The following is a 19155-nucleotide window of genomic DNA, read 5'->3' as shown; positions in this document are numbered from 1 at the left end:
CCGGCTCCGCAGACCGGAGAACCCATGAAAACGGACATAGAACCCACCTCCACATCCGCCGGGTCACCGCCCCAGGTCTCGACCCGCTCCACCGGCCGCGCCGGTGACAAGATCTTCCTCGGCCTCTCCCGGGGCTCCGGGATCGCCCTCCTGGTGATCATGGCGGCCATCGCGGGCTTCCTCGCGTACCGCGCCGCCATCGCGATCTCCAAGGACGAGGCCAACTTCCTCACCGCCTTCGAGTGGAGCACCGGCTCCACGCCGATGCGGTTCGGCATCGCGGTCCTGGCGTACGGCACGGTCGTCAGCTCGATCATCGCGATGGTCATCGCGGTCCCGATCGCCGTCGGCATCGCGCTCTTCATCTCGCACTACGCCCCGAGGCGGCTGGCGATGCCGGTCGCGTACGTGATCGACCTGCTCGCCGCGGTCCCCAGCATCGTCTACGGCCTGTGGGGCGCGCTCTTCCTGGTGCCGCACCTGACGCCGCTGTACACCTGGATGGACACGTACCTGGGCTGGACCGGGATCTTCACCTACCAGGGCGGCGCCGCGCGGTCGCTGTTCACCGTCGGCATCCTGCTGGCGATCATGATCCTGCCGATCGTCACCAGCGTGAGCCGCGAGGTGTTCCGGCAGGTCCCGAAGATGCACGAGGAGGCCGCGCTGGCACTCGGCGCGACCCGCTGGGAAGTCGTCCGCATGTCGGTCCTCCCCTTCGGCCGCTCCGGCATCATCAGCGCCTCGATGCTGGGCCTGGGCCGCGCGCTCGGCGAGACCATGGCGGTCGCCACCGTGCTCTCCCCCAGCTACCTGATCAACACCAGCCTGCTGGACCCGGGCGGCGGCACCTTCGCGCAGAACATCGCCAGCCACTTCAAGGAGGCCAACGACAACGGGCGCGACGCGCTCATCGCCTCCGGTCTGGTCCTGTTCGTCATCACCCTGCTGGTGAACGGCGCCGCGCGAATGATCATCGCCCGCCGCAAGGAGTACTCGGGGACCGCAGCATGAGCGACACGACCATCGACACCACCACGCGCGCGTCCACCCTCCAGGCGGCGCGGCTGCCCCGCTGGGCCCCGCTGGGGCTGGCCGCGGCCTCGATCGCCGCGGGCGTCGGCCTCGGCACGGCCGCCGGCATGGGCAACCCCTTCCAGATGGGCCTCATCGCCGCGCTGCTCTTCGTCGTCCTCTCCTACGGCGTCACGGCCGCGGTCGAGGGCGGTCGGCAGGCCAAGAACCAGCTGGCCACCAGCCTGGTGTGGCTCTGCTTCCTGATCGCGGTCGTCCCGCTGCTCTCGCTGATCTGGGAGACGATCAACCGCGGCAAGACCGTGCTCGACGGCTACTTCCTCAGCCACTCCATGGACGGCGTCCAGACGATCCTGCCCGGCGGCGGCGCGTACCACGCGATCCTCGGCACCCTGGAGCAGGTCGGCATCGCCACCCTCATCGCGGCCCCCATCGGCCTGCTGACCGCCATCTACCTGGTGGAGTACGGGCGCGGGCGGCTCGCGAAGGCCGTGACCTTCTTCGTCGACGTCATGACCGGCATCCCCTCGATCGTGGCCGGTCTGTTCATCCTCAGCTTCTGGATCATCATCCTGGGCTTCGGCTACTCCGGCTTCGCCGGCGCCATGGCGCTGGCCATCCTGATGATGCCGATCGTGGTCCGCTCCACCGAGGAGATGCTCAAGCTCGTCCCGGACGAGCTGCGCGAGGCCTCGCTCGCGCTGGGTGTGCCGAAGTGGCGCACCATCCTCAAGGTCGTGCTGCCCACCTCGATCGGCGGGATCACCACGGGTGTGATGCTCGCGGTCGCCCGTATCGCCGGTGAGTCCGCCCCCATCGTGCTGCTGGTCTTCGGCTCCCAGGCGATCAACCCGAACCCCTTCGAAGGCGCCCAGTCGTCGCTGCCGTACTACATCTACGAGCAGTGGCAGCTCGGTAACGAGGCCTCGTTCGACCGCGCCTGGGCCGCGGCGCTCGCGCTCATCGCCTTCGTCATGATCCTGAACCTGGTGGCCCGCGGCATCGCCCGCTGGAAGGCCCCGAAGACCGGCCGCTGAGGCCGAGAAGAAGAGAAGTGATTCACATGGCCAAGCGCATCGACGTCAGCGGGCTGACGGCCTACTACGGCAGCCACAAGGCCATCGAGGACATCTCGATGACCGTCGAGCCCCGCTCGGTGACCGCCTTCATCGGCCCGTCCGGCTGCGGCAAGTCGACCTTCCTGCGCACCCTCAACCGGATGCACGAGGTCACCCCCGGCGGCCGGGTCGAGGGCAAGGTGATGCTCGACGACGAGAACCTGTACGCCTCCGGCGTCGACCCCGTCTCCGTGCGGCGCACGGTCGGCATGGTCTTCCAGCGCCCCAACCCGTTCCCCACGATGTCGATCTTCGAGAACGTGGCGGCCGGGCTGAAGCTGAACGGCTCGTACAAGAAGAGCGAGCTGTCGGACATCGTCGAGAAGTCCCTCAAGGGCGCCAACCTGTGGAACGAGGTCAAGGACCGGCTGAACAAGCCGGGTGCCGGGCTCTCCGGCGGTCAGCAGCAGCGGCTGTGCATCGCCCGCGCCATCGCGGTCGCGCCCGACGTGCTGCTGATGGACGAGCCCTGCTCGGCGCTGGACCCGATCTCGACCCTCGCCATCGAGGACCTGATCGGTGAGCTGAAGGAGCGTTTCACGATCGTCATCGTGACGCACAACATGCAGCAGGCGGCGCGCGTCTCGGACCGCACGGCCTTCTTCAACCTGGCCGGCGTCGGCCAGCCCGGCAAGCTCATCGAGATCGACGAGACCGAGCGGATCTTCTCCAACCCGTCCGTCCAGGCGACCGAGGACTACATCTCCGGCCGCTTCGGCTGATCAGGCCCCTCGCCCCCGGGCGAGGAACGGCGTCCTGCGGTGCTGCATGGCGGTGCCACCGCACGACGAAAAAGGGCCCGCCCCCGGCTCCCGGGGGCGGGCCCACTGCGTCACCGGGGTGGGTCAGCCGAAGGCCAGGTTCACGATCCAGTAGCTGAGGGCGGCGACTCCGGCCGCCGCGGGCATGGTGATGAACCAGCCGAGGATGATGTTCTTCGCGACCCCCCAGCGCACCGCGTTGACGCGCTTGGTCGCCCCCACACCCATGATCGCCGAGGTGATGACGTGCGTCGTCGAGATCGGCGCCTGGAACATGAACGACGCGGTGTACATGACCGAGGCCGCCGTCGTCTCGGCGGCGAAGCCCTGCGGCGGGTCCAGCTCGATGATCCGGCGGCCCAGGGTGCGCATGATGCGCCAGCCACCCGCGTACGTGCCGAGCGAGAGCATCGCGGCGCAGGCGATCTTCACCCACACCGGTATCGCGTCTCCCTGTTCCTCGACACCGCCGATGACCAGGGCCATCACCACCACACCCATGGTCTTCTGGGCGTCCTGGAGACCGTGGCCGAGCGCCATGGCGGCGGCCGACACGGTCTGGGCTATCCGGAAGCCGCGCTTCGCCTTGTGCGGGTTGGACTTCCGGAACATCCAGAGGATGCCGACCATGACGAAGTAGCCCAGCACCAGGCCGATCAGGGGCGAGAGGACCATCGGGAGGACGATCTTCTCCACCACACCGCTCCAGTGAACGGTGCTGGCACCGGCGAGCGCCGCACCCACCAGGCCGCCGAAGAGGGCGTGCGAGGACGAGGACGGCAGTCCGTAATACCAGGTGATCATGTTCCAGGCGATCGCCCCGATCAGCGCGGAAAACAGGATGATCATGCCCTGTTTGCCCGTCGGGGTGGCGATCAGCCCCTCGCTGACGGTCTTGGCGACCCCGCTGCCCAGGAAGGCACCGGCGAGGTTCATCACCGCGGCCATCGCGAGCGCGGCCCGCGGGGTCAGGGCCCGGGTGGAGACCGAGGTGGCGATGGCGTTCGCCGAGTCGTGGAAGCCGTTGGTGTAGGTGAAGAAGAGCGCGACCGCGATGGTCACGACGAGCGCGAAGGTGTCCATGCCGGGGCTCAGGACTCCTTGACGGCGATCGTCTCGACCGTGTTGGCCACGTGCTCGAAGGCGTCGGCCGCCTCTTCCAGCACATCCACGATCTGCTTGAGCTTGAGCACCTCTATCGCGTCGTACTTGCCGTTGAAGAGGTGGGCCAGCAGCTTGCGGTGGATCTGGTCCGCCTGGTTCTCCAGCCGGTTGACCTCGATCCAGTACTCCGTGAGGTTCGTCATGGTGCGCAGGTTCGGCATGGCCTCGGCGGTCAGCTCGGCCGCCCGCGCCAGCACCTCGATCTGCTGCTCGACGCCCTTGGGCAGCTCCTCGACCTGGTAGAGGACGACCAGGTCGACGGCCTCCTCCATGAAGTCCATGATGTCGTCGAGGGACGAGGCGAGGGAGTAGATGTCCTCGCGGTCGAACGGCGTGATGAACGAGGAGTTCAGCTGATGGAAGATCGCGTGCGTGGCGTCGTCTCCAGCGTGCTCCGCGGCCCTCATCCGCTCGGAGATCTCGGCACGAGCGGCGGAGTCCGCCCCGAGCAGTTCCATGAGGAGCTTGGAGCCGGTCACGATGTTGTCCGCGGAGGCGGCGAACATGTCGTAGAAGCTCGTCTCCCTGGGGGTCAGACGAAAGCGCACTGGGGATCCTCGGGATGCGGCGGATGGGGACTCGACGATGCTAGGCGCATCTTCCGGCCACGGTAACCGGCGTCCCCAGTGTCGCCCATCGGGCGGTGTGCTCTTCACAGGGGCCCGGTTCGGCCGAAAAAGCCGCTACCATATACCCACAGGGGGTATATGCGCACCGATAGTGAACAACGGGAGGACGCCATGACCACCACGGCAGCCGGCACCACCGCGCCCACCGGCGGCGACGAGCGGAGCCAGGCGTCCGGCCAGGCTTCCCCTACCCACGGCGGCCACGGGTACGCCCACCAGAAGGACCAGCACCTGAAGCGACTGCGCCGGATCGAGGGCCAGGTCAGGGGCCTTCAGCGGATGGTCGAAGAGGATGTCTACTGCATCGACATACTCACCCAGGTCTCCGCCGGCACCAAGGCCCTCCAGTCCTTCGCCCTCCAGCTGCTCGAAGAGCACCTGCGGCACTGCGTCGCCAGCGCGGCCGTGGAGAGCGCCGCCAAGGAGGGCGACGAGGGAGAGGACGAGGTGGACACCAAGGTCGCCGAGGCGACGGCGGCCATCGCCCGGCTGCTGCGGACCTGAGGGGCCGAGGGGCCGGAGGGAATCCGCGGACCCGGGAAGGGCCTGCCCGCCCGCCCGGCTACCCGACGTCCCGGCCGTCGGTTTCCGGCCGCTCCGCATTTTCGGTCGTTCGCCCCGTCGAGCGGTTGGCCGAATCCGATCGCTCGGCTGTGCGGTCTGCCGAGCGGCCGGCCGAACGGTCTGCTGAGCGGTCTGCTGAGCGGTCGGCCTCCACCCGGAGCACCTCGTCGATGCGGTCCGGACTGAGCCTGTCCTCGTCCGCGCTCGCAGCAGCGATCATCAATTCGCCGTAGAGATCGATCTCGACGAGGGCCACGGGGTCCGGGCCCGGTGAGCCGCGACGCGCAACCACGTGTTTCACCTCCTCCTGCGAGCACCTTCGAGCACTTTCGAGCAGCGGGCTTCCCAGCGTAGGGATCGGTACACACTCCGCGCATGGCACGGATGGGCCATTTCGAAGGACAGACCGGGCCCCTCCGACTACTTCTGAGGCGATCCGACCTTTCCTGTGTAGATATCCGCGGACTTGGGGAGCTCGACGGCGGTCTCCACCCCGAAGTCGTACAGCTCCGTCGTCGAGGCCACCCCCACCGCGCGCCGCCCGTCCGCGCTCTCGGCGGGCCGCGTACCGCTCGCGCGGCTGGTCACGGTGAAGCGGTGGCGCACCTCACGCAACCGTCCCAGTCCGTCAAGATACGCGTCGAAGGGCACCAGCGGGTCGGTGAACCCCTTCGCCGCGGCGCGGAGCGGCCCCCGTACGCCGTGCGAGGCCACCTTCGCCGCCCGGCCGATGTCCGTGGTGCCGCGGTAGTGCCGCACCAGGGCGCCGTCCAGCCCCTCCTCCCCGACCAGGTTCGCCCGCCGCACCCCGCGCAGCAGTTCGGCGGCGGTCAGCGGATCGGTCGCCCCGCCGGTGACCAGATTGCCGTCCGGAATGCCTGCCGTGTCCACCCGTACCCATTTGTCGCTGGGGATGCCCGCGCCGCGGTTGCGCATGAAGAGCGCACCGGGCGCCAGCAGTTCGGTGATCGGCCCGTGCTCGGCCGCGCCCGTCGCGTCCCTCGGCAGCACCAGCCGCAGCCGCCCCCGCCGCTGCTCGAAGTCGTACGCCCCGCTGCCCTCGATCGACACCCGGGTGCCGCCGGTCGCCGTCTCCAGGCTCGTCCGCACCCGTGAACTCCCGGAACTCACCAGCACGTCCGCGGCCTGCTGAAGCACGGCGACGGCGGCCGCCGCCCCGGGGGCACCGCCCGGGCGCTCGTCCGCCACCGTCTGGGACGAGCAGCCGCTGACGGTCGCCAGCAGCCCGGCCAGCAGACCACCCGCCACGCATCCGGCGACCGCCTTCGCCCGTCTCCTTCCACCGCGCCGCTGAACCACCATCGACCGTCGACCCCCTGGCCACGCTCGTCCACGCCTTGATACTTGTTCGTTTAACGACCCGTTCCGGCCACCCGTCACGGCCCGGTAGCGTGGTCATGTGCTCGACTCAGGTGACAAGGGCCCCGACCAACCCCGCACCTCCACCGTGGAGAAGGGAGCCTTCTGCCTCGCCAGATGCACCTGCGGCTGGATCGGTCCGGCCCGCCGAGCCCGTTCCCTGGCCCGCGACGACGCGAGCGTCCACACGACGGACCGTCATTCTTCCGCCACAAACGGAACCCCGCCGCCCGGCATTTCCTCTGACCAGGCGACCGGGCGGCCTACGCAGTAACGGCGGTGGCCCGGTCGACCAGTGGGAAAGGTCGACAGGGAGGGGACACCGCCATGAACCGGCGGACACTGCTGGCAGCGAGCGCGGGACTGGCATCCACGGCCACCTGGGCCGCGGCGTGCAGCAGCAGCACCACGGGACACGCCGCCGGCCGCGCGACGTCCCTCGGCGCCGCCTCGAACACCCGGCTCGCGGCGAGCGACGGCAAGGCGAAGGCCGCGGACTGGACCGCGCTCGGCAAGGCGCTGCACGGCGACCTGGTGCGCCCCGGCGACGCCGACTACACCGCCGCCAGGCGCCTGTACAACACCCGCTTCGACCATCTGCGGCCCGCCGGTGTCGCCTATATAGGCAATACGGCCGACATCGCCGCATGTCTGGACTTCGCCCGGCGCCACGGCACCCCCGTCGCCATCCGCAACGGCGGCCACAGCTACGCGGGTTATTCCAGCGGCGACGGCCGCCTGGTCATCGACGTCTCCGCGCTCGACTCCATCCGCAGCACCACGGGCGAGGCCCGCATCGGCGGCGGCGCCAAGCTCATCGACGTCTACACCCGGCTCGGCGCCCACGGCGTCACCGTCCCCGGCGGCTCCTGCCCGAGCGTCGGCATCTCCGGGCTCACCCTCGGCGGCGGGCACGGCGTGGTCTCCCGGGCGTACGGGCTCACCTCCGACCACCTCACCGGCGCGACCCTCGTCACCGCCGCGGGCAAGACCCTCCAGGTCTCCAAGGACCGCGAACCCGACCTCTTCTGGGCGCTGCGCGGCGCGGGCGGCGGCAACTTCGGCGTCGTCACCGAGCTGCGCTTCCGCACCCGCAAGCCCGGCGACGGCGTCACCGCCTATATGTCCTGGCCCTGGTCGAAGGCGGCCAAGGTGATCGGCGCCTGGCAGAAGTGGGGCCCCGACCAGCCCGACGAGATCTGGTCGGCGCTGCACCTGTCGGCCGCCCCCGGCCACACCCCGACCGTCTCCATCAGCTGCTTCTCCCTCGGCACCTACGGCGACCTCCAGAACGCGGTGGACCGGCTCGCCGACGGCCCCGGCGGCCCCGGCCCCGCCTCCCGGGTGACCCTGCGCCGCAGGGGGTACGTCGACGCGATGCGCATGTACGCGGGATGCGGCGACACCTCGACCAGCCGCTGCCATCTGCCCGGCGACCAGCCCGGCCGCAGCACCGACGGGGTGCTGAAGCGGGAGACGTACGCGGCGCGGTCCGACTTCTTCAACCGCTCGCTGAGCCAGGCGGGGATACGCGCGATGCTCGACCAGGTCGAGCGCTTCGGGCGGCGCACCAGCGGCGGCGGCGCGGTCAGCATCGCGCTCACCGCGCTCGGCGGCGCCGTGAACCGCGTCGACCCGCAGGCCACCGCCTTCGTCCACCGCCGCTCGCGGTTCCTCGCGCAGTACACCGCGTCCTGGGCGGCGGGCGGCGCGGGCGCCCCGCAGAACGCCTGGCTGGACGCAGCGCACTCGGCGATGCGGCGCTACGCCTCCGGGGCGGCGTACCAGAACTACACCGACGCCACGCTCACGAACTGGCGCTCGGCGTACTACGGAACCGGCGCGGACCGGCTGGCGCGGCTGAAGAAGCGTTACGACCCGAAGCGGCTCTTCGACTTCCCGCAGGCGCTGTGAGCCCGCGGGCCTGACCGCCCTATACGTGCGACGGGCGGCACATACGACGGGCGGCCCGGCGTGGTGCCGGGCCGCCCGTCGGTCGTCCGTCCGTGTCAGGCCGCGAGGTCCTTGCTGCCGCGCTCCGTGCCCGGCGACCGGGTCTCGGGGAACTCCGGGACCCCCTCGCCCGCCGCGGCGGCCGGGCCGGGGCGCGCGGCCCGTATCAGCCAGCCGGCCCGCGACCCCGCGATCGTGGTGGTGAGCGGCGTCAGCAGCATCATCGCCAGCGGCGCCAGCAGCAGCGCGACCGCGGTCCCCAGCGCGAACCCGCCGATCACGTCCGTCGGGTAGTGCACGCCCATGTAGACGCGGCAGAAGCCCTCGAGCAGCGCGAGCCCGATCGCCACCAGCCCGTACCGCCGGTGGGCCATGAAGACCCCGACGGCGAGCCCCATGGTCAGCGTCGCGTGGTCGCTGACGAAGGAGAAGTCGTTCTTGCCCGCCACCAGGACCTCGAGCTGATGGTCCCGGAACGGCCGCGGGCGCTGGACGAAACCGCGGATCGGGATGTTGGCGATCAGCGCGATCCCGGCGGCCAGCGGTGCCCACATCAGCCCGGCGACGGCGGACGGCGCGTCCTGCCCCCGCTTGCGCACGCTCCACCAGGCGCCGAGGCCCACCAGGGCGAGACCGATGACGATCCCGTACTCGCCGACGAACTCCATCACGCGGTCGAACCAGTGCGGGGCGTCCTTGGCGAGCCCGTTGATGTCGTAGAGAAGGCTGACATCGGGGTTCGACCCGTCCAGTGCGAGTCCAGCCATGTGCCGCGGCCCCTTATCTCTCACCTGTCGCTACGTACAGCTGCCGACCCCCGTTGCCGACCCCCGTGATTCCCCGCGACCGACGACCCCGGCGAGCGATGCCGAAGGGTGTGCCGCCGATCCACTTCCAGGAAACGCCCTCATTGCGCCAGGCGTTCCGATCGCTACCCAACGATCACCGGGACGTTACCGAAGAGTGACCCATCGTCGCAGCTCAGAGGGAATCCTCACGCGGCGCTGGGCTGGGGCAGCGCTTTTGCGCCATCCTTCGTCACCCGCGTCGCCCCGATGTAGTCCGGGGAGTCGATGGGATCGAAGCGGATCACCGCACCAGTGTAGGGCGCGTTGATCATCTTCCCGCCGCCCACGTAGATGCCCACGTGGTGAATGGATCTCGGGTCGTCGAGGTCGTAGGCGAAGAAGACCAGATCGCCCGGGAGCAGCTCATTGCGCTTGGGATGCGGCCCCGCGTTCCACTGGTCGTTGGCGACGCGCGGCAGCTCGATCCCCACCGTCTTGTACGCCGCCTTCGTCAGCCCCGAGCAGTCGAACCGCCCGCCCTGCTCCGGGGTGCCGTTGCCGCCCCACAGATACGGCTTGCCGAGCTGCTTCTGCGCGAAGTAGATCGCCGCGGCCGACTGCCGCGACGGCTGCACGGTCTGCGTGGGCGCCTCGAAGCTCTTGGCCAGGTTGGTGATGGTCTTCACGTAGTTCTGGGTCTCGCGGTACGGCGGCACCCCGTTGTACTTGATCACGGCGTACGCGCCCGCGTTGTAGGACGCCAGCATGTTGTGCGTCAGATTGCCCGGCACGTCCTTCACATACTTGGCGAGCGAGCAGTCGTAGGCGGCCGCGGACGGAATCGCGTCGTTCGGATTCCAGATGTCCCGCTTGCCGTCCTTGTCGCCGTCCACCCCGTGGGACGCCCAGGTGGCGGGAATGAACTGCGCCAGCCCCTTGGCGTTGGCCGGGCTCTGCGCCTTCGCGTTCCACCCGCTCTCCTGGTAGAGCTGCGCGGCGAGCAGGGCCGGATTGAGCGCGGGGCACGAGTTCCCGTACCGCTGGATCAGCGGCGCGTACGTGGCCGGGACCGAGCCCTTCGCCAGTCCGACACTGGTGCCTCCGCCACCGCCCGCGAGGTTCGCGGCGACCATGTAGGTGCCGAGAACGAGCAGGACGACGAAGGAAAGAGAGACTCCGATACCGACACTGACACCCAGCCAGACCTTACGCACCCGGCCATCCTCCCCCATCAGCCCGCGGTACGAACGCGTTTCCGTACGCACGGCGAAAATCAGCCGCTCGCCAGCCGAAACCCTACGGGCGACCGGCGCCGTGCGCCCCCTGCACCCCCTCCGCGCACCCCGTGGAACGCGTAAAGTCCGGCCCGTTCGAGCACCTCACACCCCATGAACCCCAAGGAACACGGATGACGCAGCTGGACTGGCAGCGGGCCTCGACCGACGAGGACGAGGGAGCGGGCGCCTACCTGGAGGTGGCCGCGGGCCCCGACGGCCGGATCTACATGCGCGAGAGCAACGACCCGGAGACCGTGGTCGTCACCACCCAGGCCAAGTGGGACGCGTTCCTCAAGGGGGTCAAGGCAGGGGAGTTCGACGACTTCGCTGAGGAGGTCGCGGAAGGCGTCGCGGAAGGCGTCGCGGAGGGCGTCACGGACGAATAAGGGCCTCCGCTACCGATCGTTGCCCGGCGCCCACCCGCGTGATACACAGAGTGACCATAAGGCGCCTGATGGACCGTGATGGACATGGCTCGTCCTCCTGCCAGGTCACCGTGGTCCACAACACGTACGAGATCCGCCAAGAAATGCCGCCCAGTCGACATGCGGAAGCGGAATCGTCAGCGAAGATAGAGACAGACCCCACGCCGGCTCGGCCGGGGCACACAACAACCCATAAGGGGCGGTGAGTTCACTATGTTCCTAGCGGCCGAAAAGGGCGACATCAACACCATCATCGGCGGAATCGCCCCAGACTGGGGCCCCTTCGGAAGCCTGGGCAGCGAGGCCCGCGTGATGATCGAGGTCGTCATGGCCGTCGCACTGCTGCTGTGCTTCGGCATCGCGATCTGGGGCGCGGCCAAGCAGCGCATCGGCGCGACCGCGCTGCGCGACACCTTCAGCGCGGAGCAGGGCAAGGGACTGATCGTCGCGGGGCTGACCGGTGTGTTCATCATCGGCTCGCTGGGCACGCTCTTCACGATCGTGTACGGCATGGCCATCTAGTCACGCCCCCGGCCCCGCCCCGGCCTGCGCTCCCGCGCACCGGAGCCGACCCCCGCGCGCGGCGCACGCCCCCGCCCCCGAGCCTCCGCCCCCGATCCCCCCTACCGGCCCCACCCTCCGTACCCGAGGCTGCTTCCTGATGCCCGCACCCGCCGCCCCCGTCGCCGAGGTCGTGTCAGTCTGATGTCCACTCACACCACCACGCCCACACGTCGGTCCACGCCGCTACCGTCGTACCAGCGTGGCGGAACACCGACCACGGACGGCGGCAGGGTTGGCACGGTTGAAGGGGCGGACACGCGATGAGTCTCGGCGGCGACGGCGGCTACGGCGGTGACTACGACTACGACGGCCACGACGACGGCCGCACCCGCGGCACGGCCTCCGGCGGCCACCTGACGCGCACCCGCCTACCCGAAGGCGACGAGGACCCCTACGGCCCGCCCCGCCGCGGCCCCGGCCGGGCCGTCAAGCCGAGCCGCAACCTGATCACGGTCATCGGGGTCGTCGTCCTGCTCCTCGCCGCCATCGCCTTCGTCAACCGCGGCGGCCAGAGCGACGGCGGCTCGTCCGACGCCGACTCCGGCGGTACCAGCGCCGACGCCCAGCCCACCGCCCCCACCGGCACCCGCCCGGTCACCGGCAAGAACGGCACGACGGGCATCGCGTCGGGCTTCCCGAAGTCCCAGCAGGGGGCGCAGAGCGCGGCGGCGAACTACGCGGTGGCGCTGGGGTCTGCCGACATGCTCAACCGTGAGCAGCGTCATGAGATGGTTCCGCGGATCTTCACCGCCACGGCCGCCGCCCCGCTCCAGACCAGGCTCGACAAGGCCTATTCCGCCAATGCTCTGGAAAAGATCGGGCTGGACGCGAACGGCAAAGCCCCCGAGGGCATGACCTACATCTCGCGCACCGCCCCCCTGGGCACCAAGATCTCGAAGTATGCGAGCACCGCCGCGACGGTCGAGGTCTGGTGCACGGGAGTGTTCGGAACGGCTGGCGAGGGTTCCAAGAATCCGGTCACCAACGACTGGTTCACCATGACCCTCAAACTGCGGTGGGTGGACAACGACTGGAAGGCCGCGAGCTTCTCGCAGAAGAGCGGCCCCGCCCCCGTCAACAGCGACAACACCGCCTCCACGGCCGATGAGATCGCCAAGGCAGTCGAGCAGTACGGAGGGTTCACCTATGCCCGCTAGCCAGAGCCGCCGCGCTCTCACGCTCACGGGCGTCCTGGCGGCCGTTCAGTCAGCCGCTGTCCTCCTGGCGACCCGTGCTGCTGCTGCCCCTTCACCCACGCCGAGCCCATCCGGCAGTGGCAAGGACGATTGCAGCGAGCTCCTCGGACAGGTCCGGGAAAACTGCGAAAAGGGCGGCGGCGGGGGCGGCTCAGGTGCCCCCGCCGACCCCTCAAACCCCCTCGACCCCGCCGCCTCCCTGGCCCGCGGCTGCGCCGACGCCGCCGCCTGGCTCGTCGGCAAGCTCTCGAAGCTCGTCAAGGAGACGGCCAACGTCGACTTCACGAACGAGGCCTTCCTCCGCCAGTACGCCGTCGTCTTCGCCGCCTCGACCGTCCTCACCCTCATCCTCTGGCTCCTCGCCGTCGCCAAGCGCGCCATCCGCGGCGTCCCGCTCGGCGAGGCGCTCTCCGAGGCCATAGGCTTCCTGTGGCTGACGGTCCTGGCCTCCGCCTTCACCCCGCTCATCCTCTATACGGTCGTCACCGCCACCGACGCCGTCACGGACGCCATCGCCTCCGGCACCGGCGCCGACAACGACGCCTTCTTCGGCTCCTTCGCCCAGGCCCTCAAGCGGGACGAGGACATCGGCGGCGGCCCCATCATGCTCATCGTCGTGTCGCTCGTGACGATCCTCGCGGCCGGTGTGCTCTGCCTGGAGCTGGTCATCCGCGCGGCCCTGCTCTACGTCGGCGCCCTGCTCGGCACGGCCGTCTATGCGGGTCTCGTCGACAAGAACATGTGGGGGCACGTCCGCCGCTGGGCCGGGATCATGATCGCGGTGATTCTCGTCAAGCCGGTCATCGTGATCGTCCTCGCCCTGGCCGGCGCGCTCTCCACCTCCGGTAACGAGCCCGACGCCTTCTCGGCCGTCGTCTCCGGCCTCTCCATCATCATCCTGGCCATCTTCGCCAGCGCGATGATCTACCGCTTCGTGCCCGGCTTCGGCGACGAGATCGTCAAGGCCCGCAGCGCCAGCGCCGACCCCGCGTCCCGCCAGGCCGCCGCGGTCATCAGCTCGCCCGCGGCCCTGGTGAAGCAGGGCATCAACACCCACAGCGCCCGCGGCGGGGGCGACGGCGGCGGAGGCGGCAGTGGCCGCCCGGCCCAGGCCAAGCCCGCCAACCCCGTGTCCGGGGGCGTCGCCGCGCACAGCTCCCGCACCAGCGGGGGCGCCTCCGGCACCAGCCGCACCGGCAACTCCGGGGGCGGCGGGTCCGCCCCCGCCCCCCGCTCGCAGAACAACAGCTCAGGCAACAACCCGGGAGGTGACCGGCGGTGACGGTCGATGCCCAGTCCCACGCCATCGCACCGCGCCGCACGTATCTGATCGGGCGTGCCCGCCCCAACGCGATCGTCGGCAAGAACCGCGAGACCGGTGAGATCGCGCTGATCATCGCGGGCGCGTTCATCGGGATGATGTGCGGGCTGCTGGTGCCGATGCTGACGCTGCGCATCGTCGCCCTGGTCGGCTTCCCGACCATCGCGCTGGCCGCCGTGTACGTACCGTACAACGGGCGGACGTTCTACCGCTGGTTCGAGATCAACCGCTCGTACCGGCGCAGCGTCCGCAAGGGCACCACCGGCTATCGCTCCGGCGCCGCCGAAGCCGGTACCCGGCTCGACGGCCGCGAGGTGGAGGTCGGCCCGCCCCCCGGCATCGGCCGGATCAACTGGCTGGCCGCGCCGTTCGGCCCGGACGAGATCGCCGTCCTGCTGCACGCCGACCGCCGCACCGTCACCGCCGCGATCGAGATCGAGGGCCCGGGCGTGGGCCTGCGGGACAGCGAGGACCAGGAGGCGCTGGTCGACCGGTTCGGCACGCTGCTCAAGCACGTGGCCAACGGCGACGGCTTCGTGACGCGCCTCCAGATGCTGGCCCGCACCCTCCCCGCCGACCCGGACGCGCACGCCAAGGACGTCGAGCGGCGCGGCGACAACGGCGCCCCGGTGTGGCTCAAGGACTCGTACGACCAGCTTCAGTCGATGGTATCCACCTCCTCCGAGCAGCACCGCGCGTACCTCGTCGCCTGCATGCACTACACCCGCGACCTGGCCGCCGAGGCGCAGGCCATCGCGCGCGCCACCCGCCGCAGCGGCGGTGGCGGCAGGATCGACAAGGACGCGGGTCTCGCCGTGATCATGGCGCGCGAGCTGACCGACATCTGCGCGCGCCTCGCCGAGGCCGACATCCGGGTGCGCCAGCCCCTCGGGCAGGGCCGACTGGCCTCGCTCATCCACTCCATGTACGACCCGGACCACCCCATCGACCACATCCAGGCGATGACCAAGCGCAACGCCTGGCCCGCCGAGCTGGACGCGATGGAGCCCACCTACCTCCAGGCGAAGACCCGCGAGTCCAGCACCCGCGAGCCGTGGTGCCACGCCACCGCATGGGTGAAGGAGTGNCCCATGACGCCGGTCGGGGTGAACTTCCTCGCCCCGCTGCTCGTCCACACCCCCGATGTCATCCGTACGGTCGCCGTCTGCATGGATCTGGAGCCCACGGAGATCGCGATCGAGCGAATGCTGACCGAAAAGGTCAACGACGAGGCCGAGGCCAGCCGCGCCGCGAAGATGAACCGTACGGTGGACCCGCGCGACATCGCCGCCCACGGCCGACTCGACCAGCGGGGCGAGGACCTGGCCAGCGGTGCCGCGGGCGTCAACCTCGTCGGCTACATCACCGTCTCCTCCCGCTCGCCGGAGGGGCTGGCCCGCGACAAGCGGACCATCCGGGCCTCGGCGGGGAAGAGCTATCTCAAGCTGGAGTGGTGCGACCGTGAGCACCACCGGGCGTTTGTGAACACGCTGCCGTTCGCGACCGGTATCCGCCGTTAGGCGACCGCATCTGATCGATAGCCGTGAGAAGACGACTGGGACTGGGACGATAGGGGCTCCGCCGTGGCCGATCCGATGACCGCCGTCACCGACGCGTTCACCAGCTTTCTGTTCGGGAAGGTGGAGACGACTCGGCTGCCGGTCCGTACGTCCACGGGGCAGGCGCAGGCCGTCTACCTCCCGACGGCGGCACCGGGCCTCGGCGACTCGGGCGTCATCATCGGGCGCGAGGTGTACTCCGGGAAGGGCTACATCTACGACCCGTTCCAGCTGTACGGTCAGCAGCTGCCCGCCCCGCACTGGCTGGTGCTCGGGGAGTCCGGCAACGGCAAGTCGGCCCTGGAGAAGACGTACGTACTGCGTCAGCTCCGGTTCCGCGACCGCCAGGTGGTGGTGCTGGACGCGCAGGGCGAGGACGGGGTCGGCGAGTGGAACCTGATCGCCCAGGAGCTGGGGATAACACCCATCCGGCTCGACCCGATGGCGGCCCTCGACGGCGGTATCCGGCTCAATCCCCTGGACCCGTCGATCACGACGACCGGTCAGCTGGCCCTGCTCCGCACGATCATCGAGGTCGCGATGGGGCACGGGCTCGACGAGCGCTCCGGATTCGCCCTCAAGGTCGCGCACGCCTACGTCAACGAGACCATCACCGACCGTCAGCCGGTGCTGACCGACATCGTCGAGCAGCTGCGCCACCCCGAGCCGGAGTCGGCGGAGGCGATGAACGTCGACCTGGACGACGTACGGGCCTGGGGCCTGGACGTCGCCCTGGTGCTGGACCGGCTGGTCGACGGTGACCTGCGCGGCATGTTCGACGGTCCGACCACGGCCGGAATCGATCTCGACGCGCCGCTCATCGTCTTCGACCTGTCCCATATCGACCGCAACTCGATCGCGATGCCCATCCTCATGGCCATCGTGGGCGTCTGGCTCGAGCACACCTGGATCCGGCCCGACCGCAAGAAGCGCATCTTCCTGGTCGAAGAGGCCTGGCACATCATCAACTCGCCCTTCGTCGCCCAGCTCTTCCAGCGCCTGCTGAAGTTCGGCCGACGGCTCGGCCTGTCCTTCGTCGCCGTCGTCCACCATCTGTCCGACGTGGTCGACGGCGCGGCGGCGCGCGAGGCCGCGGCGATCCTCAAGATGGCCTCGACCCGGACGATCTACGCCCAGAAAGCGGACGAGGCCCGGGCCACCGGGCGGGTGCTGGGCCTGCCGCGCTGGGCGGTGGAGATCATTCCGACGCTCTCCCCCGGTATCGCGGTCTGGGACGTCAACGGCAACGTCCAGGTCGTCAAACACCTGATCACCGAGGCCGAGCGCCCCCTCGTCTACACCGACCGGGCGATGACCGAGGACGCGATCGCCGTCCAGCTCGCCGCCGAGGCGGAGGCCGAGGAGCGAGCGGCGGCGGCGGTCGAGGCCGCTGCGGAGGCGGACCCCTACGGCGGTCCGTCTTACGGCTCCACGGTGGCCTGACATGGCGGCCGGGCAGTACCGCGGCGGACCCGCGGAGCACGGTCACGGAAGACAGCCGTCCCCGCAGGGCGGCATCCCGGACGGGCTGCTGATCGGCCTCTTCGCCTTTCTGCTCGGGCTGATCGGGCTGATCTGGTCGGCGACCGGCCTGTCCGCGCTCTTCGCGCACGGCGCCTGGCCGGACGGCCTGACGTTCCTCCACACGCCCCTGGCGCTACGTCATCTGGTGGAGGAGCCGCACGACCTGGCGGCGGCCTGGCCCGACACGCCGAAGGCCCAGCTCTCCGGGTACGGGCTGTTCTGGGGCGTCTTCATCAGCGAGCTGATGGTGCTGATCGTGCTCGCAGTCTTCGCGGCCGGCACGCTGGCCCGCTACCGCCTGGTCCGCGCCAAGCGCCGCGCCGCCCGGGCAGAGGCCGCGGAGCGCGCTGCGGACGGCACGGGTGCGGAGCGGGCCCCTGGCCCCGCGTACGCCCCTGAGCCCACCGAGCGCGGCACACCCCCGGAAGCCCCCCTCACCCCACCCCTCCACGGGACGGGTACGGGCCCCACCAGACCAGGCGATGCGCCGGACCCGGCCTCCCGGCCGGAACCCGCCGCACCGGACGGCGCCATCGCACACAGCGCGCCCGGCGCCCCCGACGCGGTCAAGTACCCCTCCTCAGAACCGGTCGAGGCCATCACCCCGCCAGTCGCCGCGTACGAGACGGCAACCGGCCCCGTCGCCACGGAACGCACAGAGCGCGCGGAACGCACCGAGGCGTCCTCCCCTGCCCCGTACGGCCCGGAGGACAGCCCCCAAGGCCCCGCAGCGGCGCCACAGCCGCTGCCCACCCCCGGCGCCCCCGGCGCCGCCGGGCTGTTCCGGCCCGGCGGCGAACCGGCCCGGTCCCGCGTCCTCTTCGGCGCCGAGCGCGGCGACGCCGCCGCCCAGGCCATCCTGGAGGCGGTCGGCCCCGTCCTCGCCCTCACCAGCGATCCCGATCTGTGGGCCGCGACCAAGGACGCCCGCGCCAAGTTCGGGCCGACCCATGTCTTCGACCCGTCCCACCTCCTCGACACCCCCGCCCGACTGCGCTGGAACCCGGCGGACGGGTGCGGTGCCCGCGAGGTCGCGGCCGCCCGCGCCGCCGCCCTGCTGGCCCCCGTACGCCCCGCGCACGCGATGGACCAGCCCCTGGCGGAGGCCGCGGAGACGATGCTGCGCTGCTGGCTCCATGCCGCCGCGGTGGACGGCCGCCCCTTCCGCCACGTACACCGCTGGGCACAGGGCAGTTCGGCGCATGAGCCCGTACGGATCCTCCGTACGCACCCCAAGGCGGCTGGCGGCGCGGCGGGCGAGCTGGAAGCCACCCTCACCGCGCACCCCGAACGTCGCGATATGGCCCAGGAACTGACGGCGCGTGCGCTGGGCGCACTCTCCTCGATCCACATTCGGGACGCGTGCAATCCGGCGCGGGCGGATGCGCTCGCCCTGGAGTCATTCATCGGTGAAGGGGGAACCCTTTATCTGATGGGGGAATCCATCGAGGATCCCCGGTCCCATCCGGGTGCGATGCCCTTGTTGACCGCACTCGCCTCACACGTGGTCGAGCACGGCCGGCGCATGGCCGAACGGTCATCCTCCGGTCGGCTCGACCCACCACTCACCCTGGTGCTGGACGACGTGGCCGCCGTGGCGCCGCTCCCGGCGCTGCCGGACCTGCTGACCCAGGGCGCCGCACAGGGACTGCCCACGCTGGCGCTGATGCGCTCGCAGGAGCAGGCACGAGCCCGGTGGCCGCACCGCACGCTGGTCGGGTAAGGCGCCACGTAGGACATCCCCGGAGAGACACCAGACACAGCGCTGAGCTGATTCTGAGGCTGAGGGAGAACAGCAAAAAGGCCCTGTTGGGAGCTTGAAGCTCCCAACAGGGCCTTTTCCAAAAATTGTTCGGCGGCGTCCTACTCTCCCACAGGGTCCCCCCTGCAGTACCAT

Annotated in this window: 18 protein-coding genes; 12 read left to right on the top strand and 6 right to left on the bottom strand. The window is 70.3% G+C overall.

Features of this window, described 5'->3' with window-relative positions:
* Positions 1 to 24 precede the first annotated feature (24 nt).
* The 3 genes from pstC to pstB are packed head-to-tail and all read left to right on the top strand — an operon-like array spanning position 25 to position 2875.
* Positions 25 to 1014, top strand: coding sequence for a phosphate ABC transporter permease subunit PstC (pstC, locus tag LCH29_RS20765; RefSeq protein ID WP_446463245.1), 990 nt, complete (start codon positions 25 to 27; stop codon positions 1012 to 1014).
* Positions 1011 to 2072: a phosphate ABC transporter permease PstA gene (gene pstA / locus LCH29_RS20760; RefSeq protein WP_446463244.1), complete on the top strand. Its 1062-nt coding sequence runs from the start codon at positions 1011 to 1013 to the stop codon at positions 2070 to 2072. The genes pstC and pstA overlap by 4 nt, the downstream gene beginning before the upstream one ends.
* Before the next feature lie 26 nt (positions 2073 to 2098).
* Positions 2099 to 2875, top strand: coding sequence for a phosphate ABC transporter ATP-binding protein PstB (gene pstB, locus LCH29_RS20755; protein ID WP_446463243.1), 777 nt, complete (start codon positions 2099 to 2101; stop codon positions 2873 to 2875).
* Positions 2876 to 2998: 123 nt separating this feature from the next.
* On the opposite strand, the gene LCH29_RS20750 is transcribed toward pstB, so the two are convergent.
* Both LCH29_RS20750 and LCH29_RS20745 read right to left on the bottom strand, forming a co-directional pair.
* Positions 2999 to 3997 carry an inorganic phosphate transporter gene (locus LCH29_RS20750; protein WP_123107687.1) on the bottom strand — a complete coding sequence of 333 codons (999 nt, stop codon included), beginning with the start codon at positions 3995 to 3997 and terminating at the stop codon, positions 2999 to 3001.
* 8 nt (positions 3998 to 4005) lie between these two features.
* Positions 4006 to 4626 carry a DUF47 domain-containing protein gene (locus LCH29_RS20745; RefSeq protein WP_123107688.1) on the bottom strand — a complete coding sequence of 207 codons (621 nt, stop codon included), beginning with the start codon at positions 4624 to 4626 and terminating at the stop codon, positions 4006 to 4008.
* 192 nt (positions 4627 to 4818) lie between these two features.
* Between LCH29_RS20745 and LCH29_RS20740 the strand changes: the two genes are divergently transcribed.
* A complete protein-coding gene (locus LCH29_RS20740; RefSeq protein WP_446463242.1) occupies positions 4819 to 5211 on the top strand; it encodes a metal-sensitive transcriptional regulator in 393 nt (130 codons plus the stop codon).
* A gap of 58 nt (positions 5212 to 5269) precedes the next feature.
* Here the strand turns inward: LCH29_RS20740 and LCH29_RS20735 are convergent, their stop codons facing one another.
* Together LCH29_RS20735 and LCH29_RS20730 are read right to left on the bottom strand one after the other, a co-directional pair.
* The gene (locus LCH29_RS20735) at positions 5270 to 5527 is read right to left on the bottom strand and encodes a hypothetical protein (protein WP_446463326.1); all 258 of its coding nucleotides are present in this window, start codon (positions 5525 to 5527) and stop codon (positions 5270 to 5272) included.
* 164 nt (positions 5528 to 5691) lie between these two features.
* Positions 5692 to 6594: a hypothetical protein gene (locus LCH29_RS20730; protein ID WP_446463241.1), complete on the bottom strand. Its 903-nt coding sequence runs from the start codon at positions 6592 to 6594 to the stop codon at positions 5692 to 5694.
* 384 nt (positions 6595 to 6978) lie between these two features.
* On the opposite strand from LCH29_RS20730, the gene LCH29_RS20725 reads away from it, so the two are divergent.
* Positions 6979 to 8565, top strand: a complete 1587-nt coding sequence (locus LCH29_RS20725) for an FAD-binding oxidoreductase (protein ID WP_446463240.1) — start codon at positions 6979 to 6981, stop codon at positions 8563 to 8565.
* A gap of 95 nt (positions 8566 to 8660) precedes the next feature.
* Here the strand turns inward: LCH29_RS20725 and LCH29_RS20720 are convergent, their stop codons facing one another.
* On the bottom strand, positions 8661 to 9371 hold the full coding sequence (locus LCH29_RS20720; protein WP_446463239.1) for a phosphatase PAP2 family protein: 711 nt from the start codon (positions 9369 to 9371) through the stop codon (positions 8661 to 8663).
* 227 nt (positions 9372 to 9598) lie between these two features.
* On the bottom strand, positions 9599 to 10624 hold the full coding sequence (locus LCH29_RS20715; protein WP_446463321.1) for a C40 family peptidase: 1026 nt from the start codon (positions 10622 to 10624) through the stop codon (positions 9599 to 9601).
* A gap of 176 nt (positions 10625 to 10800) precedes the next feature.
* Here LCH29_RS20715 and LCH29_RS20710 point away from each other — a divergent pair, with 176 nt between their 5' ends.
* From LCH29_RS20710 to LCH29_RS20680, 7 genes are all read left to right on the top strand, one after another.
* Complete coding sequence (locus LCH29_RS20710) at positions 10801 to 11055, top strand: DUF397 domain-containing protein (RefSeq protein WP_446463238.1); 255 nt, start codon at positions 10801 to 10803, stop codon at positions 11053 to 11055.
* Between the two features lie 252 nt (positions 11056 to 11307).
* The gene (locus tag LCH29_RS20705) at positions 11308 to 11616 is read left to right on the top strand and encodes a hypothetical protein (protein ID WP_009716148.1); all 309 of its coding nucleotides are present in this window, start codon (positions 11308 to 11310) and stop codon (positions 11614 to 11616) included.
* 302 nt (positions 11617 to 11918) lie between these two features.
* On the top strand, positions 11919 to 12815 hold the full coding sequence (locus LCH29_RS20700) for a hypothetical protein (RefSeq protein ID WP_446463237.1): 897 nt from the start codon (positions 11919 to 11921) through the stop codon (positions 12813 to 12815).
* Complete coding sequence (locus LCH29_RS20695; protein ID WP_446463236.1) at positions 12805 to 14136, top strand: hypothetical protein; 1332 nt, start codon at positions 12805 to 12807, stop codon at positions 14134 to 14136. The genes LCH29_RS20700 and LCH29_RS20695 overlap by 11 nt, the downstream gene beginning before the upstream one ends.
* The gene (locus LCH29_RS20690; RefSeq protein WP_446463235.1) at positions 14133 to 15695 is read left to right on the top strand and encodes an SCO6880 family protein; all 1563 of its coding nucleotides are present in this window, start codon (positions 14133 to 14135) and stop codon (positions 15693 to 15695) included. Before LCH29_RS20695 ends, LCH29_RS20690 begins: the two co-directional genes overlap by 4 nt.
* Before the next feature lie 63 nt (positions 15696 to 15758).
* Complete coding sequence (locus tag LCH29_RS20685) at positions 15759 to 17177, top strand: ATP-binding protein (RefSeq protein WP_123100477.1); 1419 nt, start codon at positions 15759 to 15761, stop codon at positions 17175 to 17177.
* 1 nt (position 17178) lies between these two features.
* Complete coding sequence (locus tag LCH29_RS20680; RefSeq protein ID WP_446463234.1) at positions 17179 to 18981, top strand: hypothetical protein; 1803 nt, start codon at positions 17179 to 17181, stop codon at positions 18979 to 18981.
* Positions 18982 to 19155: the final 174 nt, after the last annotated feature.

It is taken from the genome of Streptomyces sp. BRA346 (genome assembly GCF_052851135.1).
Note: the sequence above shows the minus strand (reverse complement) of the source record. Positions and strands in the feature narration are given on the sequence as shown.